This window comes from Afipia clevelandensis ATCC 49720 (assembly GCF_000336555.1).
Lineage (GTDB): Bacteria > Pseudomonadota > Alphaproteobacteria > Rhizobiales > Xanthobacteraceae > Afipia > Afipia clevelandensis.
Window position 1 is genome coordinate 398,601 of the sequence record NZ_KB375281.1, and the last position, 22,831, is coordinate 421,431.

15 protein-coding genes and 1 pseudogene are annotated in these 22,831 nt (G+C 62.7%); 11 read left to right on the forward strand and 5 right to left on the reverse strand.

Annotated features, from left to right (window positions below; genetic code table 11):
- Positions 1–2 precede the first annotated feature (2 nt).
- The 4 genes and pseudogenes from HMPREF9696_RS01760 to HMPREF9696_RS21110 all read left to right on the forward strand — a co-directional run.
- Positions 3–1,592 (forward strand): Do family serine endopeptidase, encoded by a 1,590-nt coding sequence (locus HMPREF9696_RS01760; protein WP_002711222.1) that lies wholly within the window; start codon positions 3–5, stop codon positions 1,590–1,592.
- 340 nt (positions 1,593–1,932) lie between these two features.
- A complete protein-coding gene (locus HMPREF9696_RS01765; protein WP_002711223.1) occupies positions 1,933–2,658 on the forward strand; it encodes a response regulator transcription factor in 726 nt (241 codons plus the stop codon).
- A complete protein-coding gene (locus tag HMPREF9696_RS01770; protein WP_002711224.1) occupies positions 2,642–4,060 on the forward strand; it encodes a sensor histidine kinase in 1,419 nt (472 codons plus the stop codon). Before HMPREF9696_RS01765 ends, HMPREF9696_RS01770 begins: the two co-directional genes overlap by 17 nt.
- Positions 4,061–4,071: 11 nt before the next feature.
- Positions 4,072–6,954: pseudogene (locus tag HMPREF9696_RS21110) on the forward strand (bifunctional [glutamine synthetase] adenylyltransferase/[glutamine synthetase]-adenylyl-L-tyrosine phosphorylase); the annotation flags it as partial.
- Here the strand turns inward: HMPREF9696_RS21110 and HMPREF9696_RS01775 are convergent.
- The 3 genes from HMPREF9696_RS01775 to HMPREF9696_RS01785 form a co-directional block, all read right to left on the reverse strand.
- The gene (locus tag HMPREF9696_RS01775; RefSeq protein ID WP_002711226.1) at positions 6,875–9,331 is read right to left on the reverse strand and encodes a PAS domain-containing sensor histidine kinase; all 2,457 of its coding nucleotides are present in this window, start codon (positions 9,329–9,331) and stop codon (positions 6,875–6,877) included. The pseudogene HMPREF9696_RS21110 and the gene HMPREF9696_RS01775 sit on opposite strands and share 80 nt — an antisense overlap.
- Positions 9,332–9,708: 377 nt before the next feature.
- Entirely contained in the window at positions 9,709–11,076 is a 1,368-nt protein-coding gene (locus HMPREF9696_RS01780; protein ID WP_002711227.1) for a cation diffusion facilitator family transporter, read from the reverse strand.
- A 98-nt stretch (positions 11,077–11,174) separates the two neighbouring features.
- On the reverse strand, positions 11,175–12,143 hold the full coding sequence (locus HMPREF9696_RS01785) for a zinc-binding dehydrogenase (protein WP_002711228.1): 969 nt from the start codon (positions 12,141–12,143) through the stop codon (positions 11,175–11,177).
- 227 nt (positions 12,144–12,370) lie between these two features.
- On the opposite strand from HMPREF9696_RS01785, the gene HMPREF9696_RS01790 reads away from it, so the two are divergent.
- The 3 genes from HMPREF9696_RS01790 to HMPREF9696_RS01800 all read left to right on the forward strand — a co-directional run bounded on the left by HMPREF9696_RS01790 (position 12,371) and on the right by HMPREF9696_RS01800 (position 15,831).
- The gene (locus tag HMPREF9696_RS01790) at positions 12,371–13,471 is read left to right on the forward strand and encodes a transporter substrate-binding domain-containing protein (RefSeq protein WP_002711229.1); all 1,101 of its coding nucleotides are present in this window, start codon (positions 12,371–12,373) and stop codon (positions 13,469–13,471) included.
- Positions 13,472–13,611: 140 nt separating this feature from the next.
- Positions 13,612–14,985 carry an MFS transporter gene (locus HMPREF9696_RS01795; RefSeq protein WP_002711230.1) on the forward strand — a complete coding sequence of 458 codons (1,374 nt, stop codon included), beginning with the start codon at positions 13,612–13,614 and terminating at the stop codon, positions 14,983–14,985.
- A gap of 57 nt (positions 14,986–15,042) precedes the next feature.
- Positions 15,043–15,831: an enoyl-CoA hydratase/isomerase family protein gene (locus HMPREF9696_RS01800; protein WP_002711231.1), complete on the forward strand. Its 789-nt coding sequence runs from the start codon at positions 15,043–15,045 to the stop codon at positions 15,829–15,831.
- Between the two features lie 23 nt (positions 15,832–15,854).
- Here HMPREF9696_RS01800 and HMPREF9696_RS01805 read toward each other — a convergent pair whose 3' ends face one another.
- Together HMPREF9696_RS01805 and HMPREF9696_RS01810 are read right to left on the reverse strand one after the other, a co-directional pair.
- Complete coding sequence (locus tag HMPREF9696_RS01805) at positions 15,855–16,979, reverse strand: acyltransferase family protein (protein ID WP_002711232.1); 1,125 nt, start codon at positions 16,977–16,979, stop codon at positions 15,855–15,857.
- Positions 16,980–17,058: 79 nt separating this feature from the next.
- A complete protein-coding gene (locus HMPREF9696_RS01810) occupies positions 17,059–17,853 on the reverse strand; it encodes a GntR family transcriptional regulator (RefSeq protein WP_040301079.1) in 795 nt (264 codons plus the stop codon).
- A 323-nt stretch (positions 17,854–18,176) separates the two neighbouring features.
- On the opposite strand from HMPREF9696_RS01810, the gene HMPREF9696_RS01815 reads away from it, so the two are divergent.
- From HMPREF9696_RS01815 to HMPREF9696_RS01830, 4 genes are all read left to right on the forward strand, one after another.
- A complete protein-coding gene (locus HMPREF9696_RS01815; RefSeq protein WP_002711234.1) occupies positions 18,177–19,214 on the forward strand; it encodes an ABC transporter ATP-binding protein in 1,038 nt (345 codons plus the stop codon).
- Positions 19,214–20,269, forward strand: a complete 1,056-nt coding sequence (locus HMPREF9696_RS01820) for an ABC transporter ATP-binding protein (protein WP_002711235.1) — start codon at positions 19,214–19,216, stop codon at positions 20,267–20,269. Before HMPREF9696_RS01815 ends, HMPREF9696_RS01820 begins: the two co-directional genes overlap by 1 nt.
- Positions 20,256–21,809 carry an ABC transporter substrate-binding protein gene (locus HMPREF9696_RS01825; RefSeq protein ID WP_002711236.1) on the forward strand — a complete coding sequence of 518 codons (1,554 nt, stop codon included), beginning with the start codon at positions 20,256–20,258 and terminating at the stop codon, positions 21,807–21,809. Before HMPREF9696_RS01820 ends, HMPREF9696_RS01825 begins: the two co-directional genes overlap by 14 nt.
- 67 nt (positions 21,810–21,876) lie before the next feature.
- Positions 21,877–22,830, forward strand: coding sequence for an ABC transporter permease (locus tag HMPREF9696_RS01830; RefSeq protein WP_002711237.1), 954 nt, complete (start codon positions 21,877–21,879; stop codon positions 22,828–22,830).
- Position 22,831: the final 1 nt, after the last annotated feature.

Here is a 22,831-nt window from a genome sequence, read left to right on the forward strand (position 1 = left end):
CTATGACCGACCGCCCCACCGATCTTTCCAAACTGCCGTCCTACGTCGCCCCGCGCCATTCCATTTTTTCCGCGCGCAAGTTTGCGCTGATGGCGTCGGTCGTCGCGGGCCTTGGCGTTGCCGCCTACGGCCTCAGCCCGGCGAACAACTTCGACGTTCTGACCACGACCGCGCATGCGCAGGTCAACAAGGATGTCCGTCAGGTTCAGCAGCCTGTCGGCTTCGCCGATATCGTCGAGCGCGTGAAGCCTTCCGTGATTTCGGTTCGCGTCCGGATCGGCGAGAAGGCGACCACCGGCGAAAACGTCAGCCCTGAAGATAACCCGTTCCCGCCGAACTCGCCGATGGAGCGCTTCTTCCGTCGCTTCGGCGGTCCGGATGGATTCCCCGGCGGCCGTGGCCGCGGCGGCCGCGGTGGCGGCCAGATGACCGGGCAAGGCTCCGGCTTCTTCATCTCGGCTGACGGTTATGCCGTGACCAACAACCATGTCGTCGATGGCGCCGACAAGGTCGAGGTGACGACTGACGATGGCAAGGTTCACACCGCGAAGGTGATCGGCACCGATCCGCGTACCGACCTCGCGCTCATCAAGGTCGATGGCATCAGCAACTTCCCTTACGCAAAGCTCTCCGAAGGCACGCCGCGCATCGGCGACTGGGTGCTCGCGGTCGGCAATCCGTTCGGCCTCGGCGGCACCGTGACGGCGGGCATCGTCTCGGCGCGCGGCCGCGACATCGGCAACGGTCCGTATGACGACTTCATCCAGATTGACGCGCCGGTGAACAAGGGCAACTCCGGTGGCCCGACCTTCGACACCGAGGGCAATGTGGTCGGCGTGAACACCGCGATCTACTCGCCGTCGGGCGGAAGCGTCGGCATCGCCTTCGCGATCCCCGCATCGACCGTCAAGAGCGTTGTCCAGCAGCTCAAGGACAAGGGCTCGGTCAGCCGCGGCTGGATCGGTGTCCAGATCCAGCAGGTCACGCCTGAAATCGCCGACAGCCTCGGCCTGAAGAAGACGGAAGGCGCGCTGGTCGCCGAGCCGCAGCCCAATGGTCCGGCGGCAAAGGCGGGCGTGCAGTCCGGTGACGTGATTACCCGGGTGAACGACCAGCCGGTGAAGGATGCGCGCGAACTCGCCCGCACCATCGGCGGCATGGCGCCCGGTCAGACGGTCAAGCTGGTCGTGCTCCACAAGGGCCAGGACAAGATCCTCAGCATGACGCTGGGCGAGCTGCCGAACACCAAGGCTGCGAATGCCGATGGCGATCGCAATGACAGCGGCAAGTCCGGGCGCGGCAACGTCACCGTGCCGAACCTCGGCTTGACCCTGGCTCCGGCCAACAGCGTGGCCGGTGCGGGCAAGGAAGGCGTGGTCGTGACCGACGTCGATCCGAACAGCCCGTCGGCCGATCGCGGCTTCAAGGAAGGCGATGTCATTCTCGAAGTCGCGGGCAAGCTGGTGTCGAACCCGGCTGAAGTCCGCGAGGCGATCACCACCGCGCGCAACGAGAACAAGAACAGCGTTCTGGTTCGCGTGAAGTCCGGCGACTCGTCGCGCTTCGTGGCGCTGCCGGTGGCCAAGGGCTGAGGCATGGTCCCGAAAAGTGGGTACCCGGCTTTCGGATCGGATCATGCCCACTTTGAATCGGACGCCCGCACAAGCGGGTGAGGAATGGGGAGTTGTCGCCGGCTCGTAGCCCCCGCCGACGGCTCCTCCCCGGGGACGGGCCAAAAGCCCGTCCCTTGAATTGCCTTCGATGGAAAACGCCCCCCTCCGTCGAAGGTGGCGCGATCGCACTCCAGTCGGTCGTGCAATGGCGGGCGGCGAGGTCTCCCCAGCTTCGCCGCCCGTTTTCTTCCGTTCGATCGCAGGGGCTGGCGGCCGGGGCACGTCATTCGCTGCCTTGCAAGAGGACGATCATCGCGCCATGGTGACACAAAGCGCCGCTGCCCAGACCCAGACTGAATCGAAAATGCGACTGCTCATCGTTGAAGACGACCGCGAGTCGGCGGACTATCTTGTGAAAGCGTTTCGCGAGGTCGGACATGTTGCCGACCATGCGAGCGACGGCGAGGAGGGCCTCGCGCTGGCGGAGTCCGGCGAATACGACGTGCTCGTGATCGACCGCATGCTGCCCAAGCGCGACGGGCTGTCGATCATCGGTACCCTGCGGGCCAAGGGTAATCACACCCCGGCGCTGATCCTGTCCGCGCTCGGGCAGGTCGATGACCGCATCAAGGGGCTGCGCGCGGGCGGCGACGATTATCTGCCGAAACCCTATTCCTTCGCCGAACTGCTGGCGCGCGTCGAGGTGCTGTCGCGCCGGCACGGCGGCCCGTCCGAGGAAACGACCTATCGCGTCGGCGATCTCGAACTCGACCGGCTCTCGCATCAGGTCAAGCGCGGCGCGACGGAGATTACCCTGCAGCCGCGCGAATTCCGGCTGCTCGAATACCTGATGAAGCATGCCGGGCAGGTTGTGACGCGCACGATGCTGCTCGAGAATGTGTGGGACTATCACTTCGATCCGCAGACCAACGTGATCGACGTGCATATTTCGCGCCTGCGCTCCAAGATCGACAAGGGGCAGGACAGGCCGCTGCTGCACACCATTCGCGGCGCCGGATACATGATTCGTGACGGCATTCGGTAAACTGATCCGCACCACGGCGTTCCGGTTGACGCTGGTCTACCTGTTCCTGTTTGCGCTGTTTGCTGCATCGCTGCTTGGTTATTTCGCGTGGAATACCCGGCGGATGATTACCGAGCAGATCACCGAAACAGTCAATTCCGAACTCGGTGAACTGTCCGGGCAATATGCCAAGACCGGCCTGCGCGGACTTGTCGCCACGATCGAGGGACGTGCGCTGCGTCCGGGCGCTAATCTTTACCTTGTCACCACACCGCAGGGGCAGGGTGTCGCCGGCAATGTCGCGTCCCTTGAACCCGGCGTGATGGATCATCCCGGCTGGGCCGAGACATTCTACAAGCGGCTTGAGGAAACCGACACCAAGAGCCACTACGCGCTGGTAAAGGTCGCGCAACTGTCCGGCGGTTTCCGGATTCTGGTCGGCCGCGATCTTGAAGAGCGGCGGCGGATATTCGGCATCGTCGCCAAGGCGGCGCAATGGTCGGTGATCATCGTGGTCGTGCTCGGTCTCGGCGGCGGCGTGTTCGTGGCGCGGCGCGTGCTGCGCCGGATCGACGCCATGACCGGTACCACACAGCGGATCATGGCGGGCGATCTGTCCGGGCGATTGCCGGTGGGCCGCAGCGGTGACGAGATCGACCGGCTGGCGGAAAATCTCAACGCCATGCTGGAGCGCATCGAGGCGCTGATGGCGGGCCTGAAGGAAGTGTCCGACAACATCGCCCACGACCTCAAGACGCCGCTGACGCGGTTGCGCAACCGCGCCGAAGAGGCGCTGGCAAAGTCCAGCAACGAGGGCGAATACCGCGCGGCGCTGGAGCGGACCATCGACGAATCCGACGGGCTGATCCGGACCTTCAATGCGCTGCTGATGATCGCGCGCGCGGAATCCGGTCAGGCCCGCGACAACATGACCGACTTCGATGCTGCCGAAGTGGCCCACGGCATCCATGAACTTTATGAGCCGCTGGCCGAGGACAAGGGCCTGACGCTGGAGGTGGCGGCAGATGCTGCGACTGTTCACGGCAACCGCGAACTGATCAGCCAGGCGCTGGCCAATCTGGTTGAGAACGCCATCAAATATGGCCAGCCGGTGGTTCCCAGCCCGGATGGTGCGGCAAAATCCGCCGATATTCTGATCGAAGCCCATCGGGATGGGGACAGCGTTCTTCTCAGTGTCACGGATCATGGACCCGGCATCCCTGAGGCGGATCGCCAGCGCGCGGTCGAACGCTTTGTCCGCCTGGAGGCCAGCCGGACGCAGCCAGGGTCCGGACTCGGTTTGAGTCTGGCATCGGCCGTCGCGACGTTGCATGGTGGCAGCCTGCGACTCGCGGACAGCCAGCCGGGGCTGCGCGTGACGCTTGTGATCCCGAGCCGGGGCGTGGAACAAAAGGCAGTATGAGTTTAGCTGAGATGGGCGGTGCGGACCGGCCCACCCTGGCGGCCCGTTTCGTGGCCGGACCGAAGCTGTTTGCGCCCGAAGACGCGCAGCGGCGTCTCGCGGACTGGCTGGGCGATATCGCGCCCGAAGATGCCGCCGCGCTCAAGGCCGTTTCCGATTCCTCGCCACAGGCGAAAGCGATCCTCGAAGGAATCGCGGAGGCTTCTCCCTATCTGTTCGACCTGATGCGCGCGGACGCAGGCCGCGCCGTGCGCCTGCTGCAGTCCGATCCTGACAGCCATCTCGCAGCGCTGATCGACAAGACGGTCGCCGACGTTGCCGCCGCATCCGACGAATCCGAAGTCATGTCGGCGCTGCGGCGCATGAAATCCGAAGCGGCGCTTCTGATCGCCCTGTGCGACATCGGCGGCGTCTGGCCGGTGATGAGGGTGACGCGCGGTCTGACCGATATTGCGGTCACCTCCGTTCAGTGCGCCATCCGTTTCCTGCTCAAGCAGGAAGCGGCGCGTGGACGGCTATTGCCGCCGGATGCGGAACATCCCGAAGTCGGCAGCGGTCTCGTCGTGCTGGCCATGGGCAAGATGGGCGCGGGCGAACTGAACTATTCCAGCGATATCGACCTGATCGTCTTTTATGAGCTGGAGGCGCCGACACTGGCGGAGGGCATCGAGCCATCGCCGTTCTTCGTCAAGATCGCGCAGGGCCTGTCGCGGCTGCTGCAGTCGCGCACGGTCGATGGCTATGTGTTCCGCGTCGACCTGCGGCTGCGGCCCGATCCGGCGTCCACGCCGGTGGCGATCTCGATCGCGGCAGCTCTGCATTACTATGAGCGCGAGGGCCGGACCTGGGAACGCGCCGCCATGATCAAGGCCTTGCCGTGCGCAGGCGATTTAAAGGCAGGCGAGGGACTGCTTGCCGAGATCGCGCCCTTCGTCTGGCGCAAGCATCTGGATTTCGCTGCGCTCACCGACGTCCATGACATGAAGCGGCAGATGCAGACCTACCGAGGCCAGAACGAGATTTCCGTCGAAGGCCATAACGTCAAGGTCGGCCGCGGCGGTATTCGCGAAATCGAGTTCTTCGCACAAACCCAGCAGTTGATCGCGGGCGGGCGGCATCCCGAACTGCGCGTGCGGCCGACGCTCGAAGCTCTCAACATTCTGGCGAGCAACAACTGGATCACGTTCGAGGCGCGCGACGAACTGACATCGGCTTACGAATTCCTGCGCAGGGTGGAGCACCGGCTGCAGATGGTCGCCGACGAGCAGACCCATGCGCTGCCGGACGATATCGAGGCTGTCGAGCGTTTCGCGCGCTTCTTCGGATATGATGACCGTGCCTCGTTCGCCAAGGATCTGCTGGCGCATCTCAACTGCGTGCAGAATCACTACGGCCGCCTGTTCGAGGGCGATCCGACCGGCACCGAGAAACTTCCCGACATTGATTATGGCAAGGGGCCGGACGACAACCGGCTGCTGGAGCACCTTCTGACGCTCGGCTTCAAGAAGCCGAAAATGGTGGCGGAGACCGTCCAGCGCTGGTTGAGCGGCGAGTACCGTGTGTTCCGCGTGGAGGCGACCCATCAGGCATTCAAGGAGTTCGTGCCGGACCTGATCCGGGGTCTGTCACGCGCGGAGGAGCCGGATGACGCCGTGATGGCGTTCGACCGCTTCCTGCAGGCGCTGCAGCGGGGCGGGCGGCTGATCTCGCTTCTCAGCCAGAACAAGGATCTGGTGGCGCTGGTCGCGCTCGTCCTCGGCGCGGCACCGCGCCTGAGTGACATGCTTGCACGGCAGCCGCAGATCATGGACGGCCTGATCGATCCGCGTTTCTTCGGCGCGATGCCCGATCAGGACGAGTTGTCCGCACGCCTTGCGGCGACTTTGGCGGATGCAAACTCATATGAAGAGTTTCTCGATCGCCTGCGGCTGTTCGGACAGGAGAGCCTGTTTTTGATCGGCACGCGCATCCTGTCCGGCACGGTATCGGCACAGCATGCAAGCGTCGCGTTCGCGGATGTGGCGGAGGGCATCGCGCACACCGTGCATGGCCTGGTGATGGACCAGTTCGCGGAGCAGCACGGCCGGATCAAGGATCAGGAAACCGCCATCGTCGCGATGGGCAAGCTCGGCAGCCGCGAGATGACGGCGTCGTCCGATCTGGATCTGATCCTGATTTATGATTTCGATCACGACGCGCCGGACTCCGATGGCGAACGCTCGCTCCATGGCTCGCAGTATTTCGCGCGGCTGACCCAGCGGCTCATCAGCGCCTTTACCACCCGCACCAACTACGGCGTGCTCTATGACGTCGATATGCGGCTGCGCCCGTCGGGACGCGCGGGTCCGCTGGCCTCGCGCATCGATTCCTTTGCCGAATACCAGGAACACGAGGCGTGGACCTGGGAACACATGGCGCTGACCCGCGCGCGCGTGATTTCAGCGTCTCCCGCCTTCAAGGCGCGGATCGAAGCGGTCGTCCGCGAGGTTCTGACGCGCAGGCGCGAAACCACGATCATTGCCAACGATGTGCTCGAAATGCGCCGCGCCATCGCAGAGGAAAAGGGCGAGAGCGATATCTGGGACATCAAGAACGCCGCCGGCGGCATGGTCGATATCGAGTTCGTCGCGCAGTATCTGCAACTCATTTACGCTGCGGAGAAGCCGGACATTCTCGATGTCAGCACAGGGCAGGTGCTGGATAATGCCGCGCGGCTCGGGGTGTTGTCGCAGTCCGACGCGGACATTCTTCGCGCGGCGTCACGCCTCTATCACGACCTGACCCAGATTATCCGGCTGTGCGTGACCGAGAAGTTCAAGCCGGAAACAGCCGGGGAGGATCTGCTGCGGGTGCTGACGCGGGCTGGCGACGCGCCCGATTTCTCGTCGCTTGAGGCGCGTGTCCGGGAGACGCAGAACGACGTGCGCGAGGTTTTCCTGCGGCTGCTTGAAGGGGCAGCTCGGCAATAATGCTGGGCGCGGGCTGCTCGCTGTGTCCGCACGGCAGCGTCACGCAGACAATGGTGCCGACGCCGAGCTTCGAGCGCAGTTTCATCGAGCCCCCATGCAGGTTGGCCAGCGATTTGGCGATAGCGAGGCCGAGCCCCGATCCGTGATAGCTCTTGGTCAACTGGCTTTCGACCTGCTCGAACGGCCTCCCGAGTTTCGCCAGCGATTGCGGCGCGATGCCGATGCCGCTGTCCACGATGGTGAGCATCACCGAGCCGTTCAGTACGCGGCTGCGCACGGTGATCCTGCCGCCATCGGGCGTGAACTTCACCGCGTTCGAGAGCAAGTTCACAGCGATCTGCTTCATCGCGCGGCGGTCCGCGACGATCGGGATCGCGCCGCGAATGTCCGCGATGACGGTTAGAGCCTTGTTCTCGGCGCGGCCTGACACGACGCGCAGGGATTCGGTGAGGGTCTGGGACAGATCGAGCGGCTCATAGTCGAGCTTCATGCGCCCGGCCTCGATCTTCGACATGTCGAGGATGTCGTTGATGACGTCCAGCAGGTAATTCCCGCTGGTCATGATGTCGTGGCAATACTCTTGGTACTTTTCGGAGCCGAGTGCGCCGAACATTCCGCTGCCCATCACCTCGGAGAATCCGATGATTGCGTTGAGCGGGGTGCGCAGCTCGTGGCTCATGTTGGCGAGGAACTTCGACTTGGTCTGGTTGGCTTCCTCGGCGCGATTTTTCTCGTCTGCGTACTTTTGAGCAAGTTCGGCGAGCAGTTGCGCCTGACGTTCGAGTTCGGCCTGTGAGCGCTTGAGGTCGATAACGTTGGCGGTGAGACGCAGGTCGTTATCGACCAGCTTCTGTTCGTGCAGCTTGATCTGGGTGATGTCGGTGCCGACCGACACATAGCCGCCGTCCTTGGTGCGGCGTTCGCTGATATTGAGCCAGCTTCCGTCCTCGAGTTGCGCCTCAAAGGTGCGGGCGCCGGGCTCTTCCGAGTTCGGGAGCCGGGTGCGGATTTCCGGCATGCTGCCGACCTTGATGACAGTCTCATACGGGGTGCCGGGTTTGACGGCGGTGTCGGGGAGCTTGTGCAGGCGTTTGAAGTGCGAATTGCAGAGCACCAGCCGGTTGTCGGCATCCCACAGCACAAAGGCTTCCGGGATGGTCTCGATGGCGTCGCGCAGCCGCAGATCGGCTTCGGCGCTGCGCTCGGCGAGATTCTTCTGTTCGGTCATGTCCACCGCAATGCCGATCAGATGCGCGCCGCCGCCTTTCTGGCCCTGGCTGAGTTCGCAGCGCACCCGTAGCCAGATCCAGTGGCCGTTGGCGTGACGCATCCGGAACGTCTGGTCGATATGATCGAGTTTCCCGGAGACGAGATGGTCCGCGATGGCAAACAGGTCGATATCGTCCGACATCACCAGCGCGTTGACCTCGCCGAAGGTCAGAAGGTCGCTGCGGCTTTCCAGCCCCAGCAGTTCAAACATCGACTGCGACCAGAAAATGCGGCCGCGCGAAAGGTCCCAATCCCACAGTCCGCAGCGGCCGCGATTGAGCGCCGTGTCGATCCGCGCGCGAACCGCATCGTTGATGAGATCGCCTTCGCGGGCGCGGGTGGATTGCCAATGAAATGCGAAACCGAGAATCAGCACCACAAATCCGGTGGTGGCTGACAGCGTGATCTGCAGTGCTGCGTCGGATCGCCAGGGCGATTCCGTCTGCTCCTGAACCACGATGACCTGGCCCGGCAAGGATTTCAGCGAGCGCTGGGTGGCGAGCGCGCGCGGGCCGCCCGGCAGATCGACCTCGATGACATTGGTCTGGCCGAGAGAGCCCAGTTGCGTCGTCGCGCTGAGGACGTCGAGGATGCGGCTTGCATGATCGACCGGCGCGTCGATGGGGGCGTGCGCGATGATGCGCTGTTCGGGGTTGGTCACGATGATATGGCGGCCGGCGGCGGCGCCCCAGGCGGGGACCAAGCCGGGCAACAGGCTCTGAAGCCGCTCGGCCGACGCCGCGCGATCCTGACGGGCAGGGGGAGCGCGGTCGAGACGTTCCGCCAGCAGGTCAGCCAGCGCTGAAAGGTCGCGTTTCATCGAGGCGTGCTTCTGCCGGGTCTGGTCGATGACCTGAACGAAAGCGCCGATGCAGATGGTAATCAGGAAGGCGATGATCAGGGTGGGAACGGCGCGCCGCAACGCTGGCTCCGCAATCAGCAGCCGGTGATAAGCCGGCTTCGCGATCGACTGTGCCATTCCTTTGATAGAATCGGATTGGACACACGTGGTCGCTGCGTGCGAACGCGCCATTCCTTGCCCCTCGAACTTTATTATCTGCACCCCGTTCGGGAGGTTTTCCCCAACCCTCCGAATCAATGTGATTTGAATCCACTTTTCGCAGCGTGTCGAGAGTCAACGAATCGTTAATGCGAAATAAATGTTGTCCCAAGGAAGTTTTGACTCGTTTTTGTGCGCGACGCTGAGTCCGAAACGAGAACGATGTGCGCTTGGTGAGTTGCGAACGAATTTTCTCGTCGTTCCCGCGAAAGCGGGACCCATAACCACCACGGTGTATATGGTGAAGTTGTTGGTCTGCTATTTTCGTCGAAACATTCACGTCAGGGAGTATGGGTCCCCGCTTTCGCGGGGACGACGTCCGATGTTTGGACGCCGATTATGCCCAGTACTTAACGCTCAGGTTCGGCGTGGCTGATCACGCGCTTGACGGTCGGAAACGCGCGGCGCAGGGCGCGCTCGATCTCGTCCACCTTGTGATGAACCTCGATCACGCTCATCGACGGCATGGCACGGCAGTGGAAATTGACGATTTCGCCGGCCTCGGTGTCGCGGACGCGCACATTGTGGACGTCGTGAATCGCCCCGCCATTCGCTGCATATTGCGCCAGCGCCTGCTGGATCGCCTCGACGCGCGCCGGAGCGGCGTCGGTGCCTTGCGGCAATTCCGGTTCGAGCGGTTCGATATGGGTATCGACTTCGACGTCCGCGCCGAATTCGTCGCGAATGGCGTGTTCGAGGCCGTGCGCGATGTCATGGGCTTGGTTCAACTGCATATCGCCATCGACCTCAAGATCAATGCTCACGGTCAGCTTGTCGCCAAGATCGTGAACCGTCACATGATGGATGGCGAGGGCGGAGTTGCGGGCGATCACCATGATCCGGTCGCGCACGCTCTCGTTGCTCCGTGCCACGGGCACCGCCGTGAAGGTCAGATCAGCGTCGTGAAGCACATTCAGCACGGCGTCCTGCGCCTTTCGCTTGATGCCGTCGATCCGGTCGATGGGGTAGGTGCGGGGCACCTGTACCGTGGCGTCGACGAAATGCCGCGCACCGACCATGCGCACCCGCAGCCGTTCGACATCGACCACGCCGGGAATGGCGCGGATCGCGTCCTCGGCCTTCTCGGCTGCGCCGTCCGGCGCGCGGTCCAGCAACGTTTCGATGGTCGACTTGCCGAGCCGCAATCCCAGAATTGAAATCAGCACAGCGACGGCGATGGCCGCCGCGGAATCGCCCCAGGTATAGCCGAACGCCGCAAGCCCGAGGCCGATGATGACGGCGAACGAGCCCAGCACGTCGGATGCGAAATGCAAGGCATCGGCTTCCAGCGCCTGGCTCCTGGTTTCCATCGCGGTTTTATGGAGCGCCCGTGCGCGCCAGAAATTCACCGCGATGTCCACGATCAGCACCACGAAGGGCAATGCGGTCAGCGTCGGCGGAGCGGCGCCTTCGCGCAGCCGGCTGTAGGATTCGACGACGATGCCTCCGGCGAGGATATAGAGCAGGGCGATGACGCCGAGCGCCGACAGGCTTTCGAGCTTGCCGTGACCATAGTGGTGTTCGGCGTCGGCGGGCTTGTCGGACACGCGCACCACGATCCATGTGACGATGGTGGCAATCAGGTCAATTGACGAGTGCAGCGCTTCGGAGATCAGCGCGATACTGCCGATGGCCACGCCCACGGCGAACTTGACCGCAGCCATGCTTGCGCTGGCGGCAATCGAAATGGCGGCGACCTGTTGCTTGACTGCGCTCATGGATCCTCGATGCGCGGGTCTTGTCATGGCCGTGCCGCGAACGTCAATGGATGAGTTCGCGACTTAAAATGCGTGTCATTCGCAAGATGCGAGTAACATTATAATTTGAGGACAATCTTGCCGAAGTGGCTGTTCGCGGTCATGTGGTCCACAGCCTGCGCGATGTCGTCGAACGCAAATACGCGATCAATCGGCAGCTTCAGCTTCCCGGCTTCCACCGCCGGCCAGAGATCCTGACGGACCTTCGCGAAGATGTCGCGGATTTCCTCGATCGAGCGGGTGCGGAACGTGACCCCGATATACTGGATGCGCCGCGCCGCATGCAGGTCGAAATCGAAATCGCCATGGGTGCCGCCGAGGCGGCCGACATTGACGATGCGGCCAAGCACTTTGGTTGCAGCCAGGTTCTGGCTGGCGAGCTTTCCCGATACCTGATCAATGATGACATCTGCGCCAGCGCCACCGGTTGCCTGCAGGACTTCATCGACCCATGCTGGATTGTTGGAATCTATCGCCAGGTCCGCGCCATAGGCCGTGAGTTGTGCACGGCGCTTCGGATTGGTTGACGATCCGATGACCAGTTTCGCTCCCTTCAGCTTGGCGATTTGCTGGGCCATCAGCCCGACGCCGGAACTTGCTCCCTGCACGAGAAGGCTTTGTCCGGATTGCAGGCCGCCGACGGTAACGACAGCGTTGTGCATGGTCGTGAGCGCCAGCGTCAGCGATGCAGCCTGCTCGTAGTCCATGGAAGCGGGAATTGGCAGCGCTCGGCCGTAGTCGGTCACCGCATATTCGGCGTAGCCCCCGCCGCCCGAACCCATCACGCGGTCGCCGATGGACCAGCCTTTCGCATCCGGGCCCAGTTCGACGATCTCACCGGCCCATTCCATGCCAAGCACGGTGCCGATCCCGCCCGCCGCCCCGTGAACGTGGCCCTTGATCATGCCGAGGTCCGCACGGTTCATTCCGCACGCGTGAACCTTCACCAGAATCTGCGTGCCCTTCGGGGACGGCTTCGGCACGTCCGTAATCGCTGCACCGCTTTTGCCGTACACATAGGCCTTCATGCAATCGACTCCCGGTTCATGGGATTGCCTTTATACCGATGGGATTGCCTTTATACCGATATCGCTTGTCGTGTGAAACAGCGGCCCCGACACCATCCGGAGGATGATACGACAATATCTCCCGTGACGCGCCGCATTTTGATAAAGCATGCGTCAAATTCTGTCACAGCTTGAGTCGCGCGATTCGCAGATGCAGCTTGTGGATCGTTCCACCATGCGGAGAAACGATGGTTCTGCGGATCGCTTTTCTGTTGATCGTCTGGCTGTCGGCAGTGCCGATCGCGCAGGCACAGGACCCTAAAGCCGCCGTTCCTGCCCGTGAGCTGGTGGTAGGGGTGAAGGACGCGCCGCCCTTTGCGCTGAAGGGTGCCGACGGCACTTGGTTGGGTCTCAGCATCGAGCTTTGGCGTCAGATTGCGAAGTCGCAGAACCTGCAATACCGTTTCGTCGAAGCGAAGGACATGCCCGATCTGATCGAGCAGACGGCCGCGGGCAAGTTCGACGTTGCCGTTGGCGCGATCACCATGACGGTCGACCGCGAGAAGATACTCGATTTCACGCAGCCCTATTATGCGACCGGGACGGGCATCGCCGTTCCGGTCGTCAGCGTGATGAACTGGGGCACGCTGCGGCGGGCATTGACCTCGTTCAATTTCCTGCAGGCAATCGTTGCCCTGATCGGGTTGACCCTCGGCGCAGGGATTCTGGTCTGGCTGCTGGAACGTCGACAGAACGAATATTTCGGCGGCAGCATCACCAAGGGGATCAGTTCAAGCGTTTGGTGGTCGACCCTGGCGATGACGCAGCGCTCGTCGGCGGAGAAGGGGCCGCAAACCATTCTCGGCCGCCTGGTGGCGACGGTCTGGCTGGTCGTGTCGGTGATTACAATCGCGGTATTCACCGCGGGCGTCACATCGGTGCTCACAACATCGCAGATTCAGGGGACGATTTCCGGTGTTTCCGATCTGACATCCGTGCGTGTGGGCACGGTCAAGGGAACGTCGTCCGAAGGCGATCTGATCAGGCGCAAACTCAAGTTCACCTCCTACGAGACGCTAGGTGAGGGCCTGAAGGCGCTGCGCGGCGGACGGCTGGATGCGTTTGTCTACGACAAGCCGCTGCTGACATGGGCCATCCGTCAGGGTTTCGCATCGCGCCTGAAGGTGCTCGATGTTTTGATCGAGCAGCAAAGCTACGCCTTTGCGCTGCCCTCCGACAGCCCGTTGCGAAAGCCGCTTTCGATCGAAATCCTGAACACCCTTCAGAGTGACGAGTGGACCGACGCGCGGGTGCGCTATCTGGGTGAGGAGTCGATGGGCTTGCGCTGATCTGAGCCGTTCACGCGGTTGTGTAGGTTTTTGCCGCGCCGCGCATATGCCGCATGCAGCGCCGCCAGTGCAGGCAAGTGGTTTGTCGGGTTAGATAGGGCAAATCGACCCCGCGAACAGCCGTCAGGACACTTCGCGAAATGGATGCAATTTCTGCGAAGCTGCCGCCCGTGACCGACGGGCTCCCCCCGGAGCGCAGGCGATGGGCCGTTCTGGCGATCTTTACGGCGCTGGCGATGGCGGCGCTCGATACCGCGATCGCCAATATCGCGCTTCCGGCCATTGCCGCGGATCTCAACACGACGCCGGCGGACGTGATCTGGGTCGTGAATGTCTATCAGATCGCGATGGTCGCGACCTTGCTGCCATTGGCTGCACTCGGTGAAATTATCGGACATCAGCGCATCTATCTGTGGGGGCTGCTGCTGTTCACCGTTGCATCGCTGGCCTGTGCGCTGGCGTGGTCGTTGCCATCGTTGCTGATCGCCCGCGTTCTGCAGGGACTCGGAGGGGCGGCGGTGATGAGCGTCAATACGGCGCTGGTCCGGTTTGTCTATCCGTCGAAACTGCACGGTCGCGGATTTGGCAATAATGCGCTCGTTGTTGCGACGGCCTATACGCTCGGCCCGGCGCTTGCCTCCGGCATTCTCGCGGTGGCGTCCTGGCAGTGGCTGTTTGCGATCAATATCCCGTTCGGGGTGGCCGCCATTCTGGTTGGGATGAAGACGCTGCCGGCGACGCCGCGCGCAGCGCACGCTTTCGATATTCCGGGCGCATTGCTGACGTCGATCAGCCTCTGTCTTTTTATTGTCGGAATCGGTAGCGCCGCGCACAAAGCGCCCGCTGCGCTGGTTGCTCTCGAACTCGCGGGTGCAGTGGTCTTCGGCGCGTTGCTGATCCGCCGGCAGGCGGGACATCCCGCGCCGATGTTGCCGATCGACCTGTTTCGCAGGCCGATGTTTTCCCTGTCGGTCGCGACGGCCGTGTGTTCGTTCGCCGTGCAGGGACTCGCGTTTGTCTCGCTGCCCTTCTATTTCGAGGACGTGCTGCACCGGACTCAAGTTGAGACCGGCTTTTTCATGACACCGTGGTCGATCGTGGTGGCGATCATGGCTCCGATCGCGGGACGGCTGTCCGACCGTCATCCCGTCGGGATACTCGGCGGTCTCGGCCTGCTGCTGCTCGGTATCGGCATGGCGCTGCTGGCGATGCTGCCGCCGTCGCCGAGCGTGCTCGATATCGTCTGGCGCATGGCGATCTGTGGCTGCGGGTTCGGTTTCTTCCAGTCGCCCAACATGAAAGCCATCATGAGCAGCGCGCCGGCCGGGCGCAGCGGCGGCGCGAGCGGCATTGTCGCAACAGCACGCCTGATCGGGCAGACCATAGGCGCGGCGCTGGCGGCGTTGTGTTTCACCATTGCCGATCGGGAAGGCGCCACGCTGGCGCTCGCGCTCGGCGCAGGCTTCGGCGCGCTTGGCTGCATCATGAGTTTCCTGCGCCTCAGGGTGCGTTGACGCTCCGGTTTTTCCGTCCTACCGATTGTTCAAAGAAACAATCGCCAGGGGAGAGTCATGTCGGATCAGCCGGTGCTTCTGCAAGTCGATGGGCCGATTGCCCGCATCGTTTTCAACCGTCCGAAAGTCCTGAACGCCTTGAGCGTTGCCGCAGCGGATGCGTTCCTCGCAGCCTGCAAGAGCGTCGCCGCCGATTCCGGCAATCGCGTTGTCGTCATCGCCGGTGAGGGCCGTGCCTTCATGGCGGGTGGCGATATTTCCGCATTCGAGGGGCCGGCTGAGGAAGTGCGGATGCGTGTGCCCACGATCATGGAGCCGCTGCATGAAGGCCTCGAAATTCTGGCCGGGCTGCCGCAGCCGGTGATTGCAAGCCTGCAGGGCGCGGTCGCAGGAGCGGGGATGAGCATCGCGCTGTCGACCGATCTTGCCATTGCTGCGGACAACGCGATCTTCACGCTGGCCTATTCCAAACTCGGCACCAGCCCCGACGGATCGTCGTCGTGGACGCTGCCGCGGCTGGTGGGTTTGCGCAAGGCGATGGAGATCGCGTTGTTGTCGGACGTCTACGACGCGCACGAGGCGCTTCGTCTCGGCCTGGTCAACCGCGTGGTGCCCGCCGCCGATCTTGCGAGTGAAACCGACATGCTGGCGCGCCGCCTCGCCGAGGGGCCGACATTCGCCTTCGGTCAGACCAAGAGGCTGTTGCGCGGATCGCTGGACAACTCTCTGCACGATCAGCTCGCGGCTGAAGCGCGTGGTTTCGGCGCGTGCATCGGCACCGCTGATTTTGCGGAAGGTGTCGGGGCGTTCCTCGGCAAGCGCCAGCCCACATTCAAGGGCAAATAGAGCTTTTGCAGAGTGCCCGGTTTCTATGCGGCCGGGGAGGCCGCTGCGGCAGGCTTCTGCGGCGGCCCGATCAATATCTTTGTCAGCCAGCGGCGGGCCGGATTCTCAACGGCGGTGTAGGAGATCCGGCCGACCATCAGCACGAACAAGGAAGCCGCCGCAACCAGCAGGAGCTGCGGTCCAAGGCCGATGGTCTTGGAAATCTGCGAGATCAGGATCATCCCCACCGCGTAGTGATAGAGATAGACCGAATAGCTGCACTCGCCGATCCAGACGAGAGGGCGAATTTCGAGGAAGCCAACCGCTGCCGGTCTTGTCGACAGCAGCCAGAACAGCGCCAGAAAGAACAACGCCGCGGTGCTGGCGATGACGGGATCGCGTCCAATTACCGCGTAGTTGGTACTGATCCTCGCGATCAAGATATACATGACGGCCAGCATGACAAGGGCAACGCCCTTGGTGAGGCGCTCCTTGTACAGTTCATAGAACACAGCGCCAGCCGCAAACCACGGCATGTAGTCCGGAATGAACAGCGCGTCGAACACACCGTTATATCCCGGCATCACACGCCGGAGCAGGGCGCGGGCGATATAGATTGCGACGGTGAAGATGACGAGGTTGCGCGCAAGCCTGTCCCGCGCGAACAGCCAGAACAGGATCGCTGCGATCATGTAGAACCTGATTTCGACGACCAGCGACCAGTAGACGTTGGTGACGAAATCGACTTTCGGAAACAGGCCCGACCAGAGCGATGTCGGCGTCAGCGTCAGCGAGGGGAGGAAGTTCGGCCAGAACTGGCGGCGGTGGAGGGCGAAGGGCGCGTCCGACCAGTTGAGAAGGAAGAATGTGAGGACGGCCGAGACGATCAGCGCCGGCCAGATGCGGACGAACCTGCGGATCACGAAATCAAGGACGGACCGCGAGGATTCAAGAGTCATCGCGATGACGAAGCCGGAGATGATGAAGAAGAGCTCGACTCCCATATATCCATACTTGAAGATCAACGTGTTGCTGAACGTCTCGCCATAGGGATAGAGGGTCGATTTATAGTAGAACGACTCAAGGTGATAGAAATAGTGAAAGCCCATCACCAGGAGGATGGCGACGCCGCGTAAGCCGTCCAGAGCGTGAAGGCGGTGACTGGCCATGATGACGTTTTCCGGTCGGGGGCGCGATATCCTTCACCCCCGATTTTCGTCAAGCGTCCCGCTTTGTCAATTTGCGCAGTCAGCTCGCGCGCGCAACCGTTTCCGGCGGCGTTCGCGTTTCCGATTGTGACAATGCGCGAAGGTTCAGGGATTCGCCGCGCATCTGCGAGAGCGTTTCCTGCGCTCGGTCCCGGTCTTCTTCGAGCAGCCTTCCAAGGCTTGCAACCGCTGCGTCGGGATCCCGCCGCCTGATGGCTTCAAGCGTCGATGTCATCAGGTCTGTTGCCAGCCGCCGCAGGTCGCGGGTCTGGTAATCGAGCGGGTTTTGCCAGATCGTAGTCCAGACGGTCTGGTTGGCGAGGTCGGTGAGCAGTTCGACAAGAAGCTCGTTGCCCGAGCCGCGTGCGACCGTTTTCACGGCGCGCGTCGTGACCCGCGCGAACGCCATCGGGTCCCCGGTTTCGACCATCGCCTCCAGTTCAGCGCAGCGCCGCGCCAGTGTTTCGACATAGCTTTCGACAGGGGATGTCGCCATCGCGCGCGCGGCGAGCAACGACAGCGCCATGCGCACATTGAAAAGGTCGGCGATTGATTTCAGCGAAAGAGGGCGCACATACGCGCCGCGGCGCGGCAGGAGTTCGATAAGACGTCGTCGTTCGAGAATCCGGATCGCCTCGCGGATCGGGCCGCGGCTGACGCCAAAATCTCGCGCGAGGTCGAGTTCGACCAAGCGTTCTCCGGCCTTGCGGCGGCCGGCGACAATTTCGGCGCCGAGTTCTTCGGCGACCTGGTCGGAGATTGTTCGCGCTGCGAACGTCCGCTCGGTGGCCTCGTCATCCCCGGCGGACATCGGCTTCCGAAAAGCTGCTGCCATGGCTTCATTCTCTATCAAATGGTTCGCGTATCGAACCGGACGCAGCACAGTATGACAAAAGTCAATTGTTGACAATCGACAAATGATGCTCTTTGATCCCCTCAGCCACGGAGCACTTCTGGTGCTTTCGTTGGGAAATCGCGGGTTCAAGGCTCGAAGCGCGGGTCAGGGGCAAAAAGCGAGTGATCAATACCCGGCAGAAGACCGGGAGAGGCAGGGAAGGGAACGAGTGATGACTTCGCCATGTGTGACATGCACCTTTGTGCTTCCGGTGACGGCTTGTCGCGGCGGCCTTCTGGCAGCCATGCGGACTTGACCGCGCAATGGCGAGTGCGACGGACCTGTCCTTGACCGCAGCAGCGCGTGCGCCCTCTGCGTCGCGTCTGCTCGACGTGCGTGGCCTTTCTCTGTCTTTCGCGACAGCGGAGGGCGAACTGCCGATCACCAAAAATGTAAGCTTCTCGATCAAGCCGGGTGAGCGTGTCGGAATTGTCGGTGAGAGCGGTTGCGGCAAGACAGTGACCGGTCTCTCGCTGTTGCGGCTTTTGCCGCCGCAATCCGCACGGGTGAAAGGTGAGATCCTTTTCGAGGGCACCGATCTCGCAGGCCTGTCGCCACGGCAGATGCGCGCAGTGCGCGGCCGCGACATCGCGATGATCTTTCAGGAGCCGATGAGCGCGCTCGATCCGGTCTTCACGGTCGGCGACCAGATCAGCGAAGCGTATCGGGCGCACTTCCCCGCCAGCCGCGCGGAAGGACGTCAGCGCGCCATCGCCGCCCTTGCTGAAGTAGGCATTCCCGCGCCGGAGCGGCGCTGCGACGAATATCCGCATCAATTGTCCGGCGGCATGCGTCAGCGTGTGATGATCGCGATGGCGCTCATTTGTAAACCCAAACTCCTGATCGCGGACGAGCCGACGACGGCGCTCGATGTCACGGTACAAGCACAGATCACCGACTTGTTGCGCTCCCTGAGCGAGCGGACCGGGACTGCGCTCATCTTCATCACCCATGATCTTGGCGTGGTGGCCGAAGTCTGCACCCGCATGATCACGATGTATGCGGGCGAAGTCGTGGAAGATGCGCCGGTGGACGATGCGCTGCTGCGGCCGCGTCATCCCTACACATCTGGTCTGCTGCGCTCCTTGCCGGGTCTCAGCCAGCGCCGTGGTGTATTGCCGTCGATTCCGGGCCGCGTGCCTTCGCCGAGCGGCATGCCGGCCGGTTGCCGGTTCCGTCCTCGCTGCTCGCATGCAGCGGCGGGCTGTGAGCGCGAACAGCCGATGATCGAGGTCGAGACAGGCCGCATGGCGCGCTGCTGGCGCGCACCGGAGCTTGTTCTGCCGGGAGCTGTGAACTGATGGCTGATCTCAATCGCAATCCGGCAAAAAGCATTCTTTCAGTGCGCGATCTGCGCATCCTTTTCCCGACGCGCGATGGCCGCGACACAGTCAAGGCCATCGACGGCATGAACTTTACGGTTCGCGCCGGCGAAACCTTCGGGGTGATCGGCGAATCCGGCTCAGGCAAGACAACGCTCGGTCGCGCGCTGGTGTCTCTGATCGCGCCGACGGACGGCGAGATTCTGCATGATGGAACCAACCCGGGTTCACTCAGCACCGGGGAATTCAGGAAGCATCGGCGCGACTACCAGATCATTTTCCAGGACCCCAACGCGGCGCTCAACCCGCGCATGACCATTATCGACAGCGTGATCGAACCGCTGGAGGTCATGCGCGAAGGCAACGATTCATCGCGTCGCAAACGTGGGGTCGAGGCGCTGGAGCGGGTCGGGCTCTCGCCGGAGACTGCCGGGCGTTATCCGCACCAGCTTTCCGGTGGCCAGAAACAACGCGTCAACATCGCGCGCGTGCTGACATTGCGCCCCAAGGTCATCGTCTGCGACGAGGTCGTGGCTGCGCTCGACGTCTCGATCCGCGGCGATGTGCTCAATCTTTTCACCGACCTGCAGCGCGAGTTCGGGCTGACTTACGTTTTCATCACCCACGATATCTCCGTCGTTTCCCACGTCTCCGATCGCGTTGCCGTCACCTATCTCGGCAAGCTGATGGAGCTTGGCCCAACCGAAGACGTGATCGAGCATCCGCTACATCCCTACACACGGGCGCTGCTGTCGGCGGAGCCGATCCCGCTGCCCTCAAGCATGCGTGTCGACAAGCGCATCATTCTCGAAGGCGAAATTCCAAGTCCCGTGGCTCCGCCATCAGGCTGCCGTTTCCGCACCCGCTGTCCGTCGGTCCAACAGCGATGTGCCGCTGAAGTACCGGCGTGGCGCGAACTGAAACCCGGACACATGGTCGCCTGTCACTTCGCGTCGGCGGAAGGGCCGCCGCCGGACAATCAAGATGCGCCTGTCGCGCAACAACAACAGGAGGAAGCGAATGAAGAAGTCTGATCACATGATTGGCGCCCTGCACCGCCGTGAAATGCTCGCGCTGATGGGCGGCGCGGCAGCAGCCGGCGCATTCGGCGGGCCGGCGTTTGCCGAGGCTCAGAAGAAGGGCGGCATCCTGAAAGTTGCCGCACCCGCCAATCCGTCATCGCTCGATCCGGCGACCGGTGGCGCCGGCTCCGACCACAGCATTCTCTGGACCATGTACGATACGCTGGTCGAATGGGACTATGACACGCTCAAGCCGAAGCCCGGCCTTGCCAAATGGAAATACCCGGACCCCAAGACGCTGGTGTTCGACATCCAGAGCGGCATCAAGTTTCACGACGGCACGCCGCTCGATGCGGAGGCCGTAAAATTCAATATCGACCGCAACCGGCAGGATCAGCGCTCGAACGTCAAGGCCGACCTCACCAGCGTCGAGAGCGCCGAAGTGACCGGCCCGCTACAGGTGACTCTGAAGCTCAAGAATCCGGACAGCGCACTGCCGGCAATCTTCTCCGATCGCGCCGGCATGATGGTCTCGCCGACCAACATCAAGGCGCTGGGCAACGACACCGACCGCAAGCCGGTCGGGGCAGGGCCCTGGAAATTCGTACGCTGGGCCGACAACGAGGCCATCGTCGTCACGCGCAACGACAGCTACTGGCGTCCGGGCCGGCCGTATCTCGACGGCATCGAGTTCAACATCATTCCCGAACTCGCAACCGCGCTGCGGTCGGTGGTCGCCGGGCAAAACGACATGTCCTTCGCGCTGCCTGCGCGCCTCAAGCCGGTCATCGACCGCGCCAAGAATCTCACCACGGTGACGTCGCCGACGCTGTACTGCGTGCAGGTGTATATCAACACCGCCCGCGCTCCGCTCGACAACGTCAAGGTCCGGCAGGCGATCAACTTCGCGCTGGATCGCGATGCATTCGTCAAGGCCACCATGAACGGTCTTGGCGAGCCTGCGCGGATGACACTGCCCAGCACGCACTGGGCCTACGATAAGTCGATTGCCGGTCTTTATCCCCACGATCCGGACAAGGCGCGAAAACTCCTGGCTGAAGCCGGCTTCAAGGATGGTCTTGAACTGACCATCGGCGGCTACATGGATCAGGACTCGGTTCGCCGCGGCGAAGTGATTCAGGATCAACTCGGCAAGGCCGGCATCCGGCTCAAGTTCACGCGCGGAACCATCGCGGAAATCAGCGCGCAGTTCTTCGGGACGGAGAAGAAATTCGATCTCCTCGTCTCGGCCTGGACCGGGCGTCCCGATCCGAGCATGACCTACGCGCTCGGTTTCGATAAGGGCGCTTACTACAATGCAGGCCGCCTCGCTGCGCCTGAACTGTCTGCCCTGATTCAGGAAAGCCGCGAAAGCGAGGACCTCGCCAAGCGTGCTGCGGTGTTCGCGAAGATCCAGCGCTTCACGATGGAAAACGCGCTGTCCGCTCCGCTTGCATTCCAGTTCGAGATCGACGCGCTGTCAGAGAAGGTGAAGGGCTTCAAGCCGAACCTGCTCGGTAAGCCGAAGTTCGAGAACATCTCGCTGGGATAACGCTCGCGACCGGCGCCGTTGCGAAACGCGCGGCGCCGGTCATTCGACACTCGTAAACCGGTTTGTCATGATCACCGCCGCAAAGCTCAGTATTATCGGCCGCCGTCTCCTGCAGACGTTGCCGGTGGTCGTGCTCTCGACCTTCATTGTTTTCGGCCTGCTCAAGCTGGTGCCCGGCGATGTCGCCGTGACGCTGGCAGGTGACAATGCCTCCGAGCAGCGGATCACGGAAATCCGGGAGATCTACGGTCTCGACCGGCCATTCTTCGTTCAATACGGCGCGTGGCTCTGGAAGGCCGCGCACGGCGATCTTTCAAATTCGCTGATTTCAAGCGAGGCGGTCCTCACTTCGATCCAGCGATGCCTGCCGCACACCTTGCTGATTGTTGCGCTTGCTCTTGTCCTTGCGCTGCTGATCGGAATCCCGCTCGGGATCGCGGCGGCAAGCAGGCCCGGTTCGTGGATCGACAGCTTTGTCATGGCTGTCGCGTCGCTCGGCGTCGCGGTGCCGAATTTCTGGCTCGGTATGCTGCTGGTGGCGTTCTTCGCGCTCGACTTGAACTGGCTCCCGGCCACGGGCGCCGTGGCCCTGTCGCAAGACCCGTTGGGGGCGTTGCGTCATGCGCTTCTGCCGGCGCTGGCGCTGGCGTCCGGCGGCATCGCGGAAGTCGCGCGGCAACTGCGCTCGTCGCTGGTCGAAATCCTCTCGTCCCAGCAGGTGCGCACGCTCCATGCCAAGGGCCTGCCGCCATCCTCGATCCTGTGGCGGCACGGTTTGAAGAACGTCAGCGTCAATCTTTTGACGGTGGTCAGCCTTCTGGCAAACCGCTTACTGGCGGCGACGGTCGTGGTCGAAGCCGTGTTTGCGATTCCCGGCATGGGGAGCCTGATCGTCAACGCCGCGATGAACCGTGACTTTCCGGTGGTGCAGGGCGTGGTCTTCGTGATGGTGCTGATCGTGGTCACGCTCAATCTGCTCACGGACATTCTCTACAGCGTTCTCGATCCGAGGATTTCCTGAA

Excerpts from the sequence above, each read along its gene's own strand:
- HMPREF9696_RS01830 (WP_002711237.1), top strand. The coding sequence starts at position 21,877 with ATGATCACCGCCGCAAAGCTCAGTATTATCGGCCGCCGTCTCCTGCAG.
- HMPREF9696_RS01825 (WP_002711236.1), top strand. The coding sequence starts at position 20,256 with ATGAAGAAGTCTGATCACATGATTGGCGCCCTGCACCGCCGTGAAATG.
- HMPREF9696_RS01765 (WP_002711223.1), top strand. The coding sequence starts at position 1,933 with ATGGTGACACAAAGCGCCGCTGCCCAGACCCAGACTGAATCGAAAATG.
- HMPREF9696_RS01810 (WP_040301079.1), bottom strand. The coding sequence starts at position 17,853 with ATGGCAGCAGCTTTTCGGAAGCCGATGTCCGCCGGGGATGACGAGGCC.
- HMPREF9696_RS01785 (WP_002711228.1), bottom strand. The coding sequence starts at position 12,143 with ATGAAGGCCTATGTGTACGGCAAAAGCGGTGCAGCGATTACGGACGTG.
- HMPREF9696_RS01800 (WP_002711231.1), top strand. The coding sequence starts at position 15,043 with ATGTCGGATCAGCCGGTGCTTCTGCAAGTCGATGGGCCGATTGCCCGC.
- HMPREF9696_RS01775 (WP_002711226.1), bottom strand. The coding sequence starts at position 9,331 with ATGGCGCGTTCGCACGCAGCGACCACGTGTGTCCAATCCGATTCTATC.
- HMPREF9696_RS01780 (WP_002711227.1), bottom strand. The coding sequence starts at position 11,076 with ATGAGCGCAGTCAAGCAACAGGTCGCCGCCATTTCGATTGCCGCCAGC.
- HMPREF9696_RS01760 (WP_002711222.1), top strand. The coding sequence starts at position 3 with ATGACCGACCGCCCCACCGATCTTTCCAAACTGCCGTCCTACGTCGCC.
- HMPREF9696_RS01815 (WP_002711234.1), top strand. The coding sequence starts at position 18,177 with ATGGCGAGTGCGACGGACCTGTCCTTGACCGCAGCAGCGCGTGCGCCC.
- HMPREF9696_RS01790 (WP_002711229.1), top strand. The coding sequence starts at position 12,371 with ATGGTTCTGCGGATCGCTTTTCTGTTGATCGTCTGGCTGTCGGCAGTG.
- HMPREF9696_RS01795 (WP_002711230.1), top strand. The coding sequence starts at position 13,612 with ATGGATGCAATTTCTGCGAAGCTGCCGCCCGTGACCGACGGGCTCCCC.
- HMPREF9696_RS01820 (WP_002711235.1), top strand. The coding sequence starts at position 19,214 with ATGGCTGATCTCAATCGCAATCCGGCAAAAAGCATTCTTTCAGTGCGC.
- HMPREF9696_RS01805 (WP_002711232.1), bottom strand. The coding sequence starts at position 16,979 with ATGGCCAGTCACCGCCTTCACGCTCTGGACGGCTTACGCGGCGTCGCC.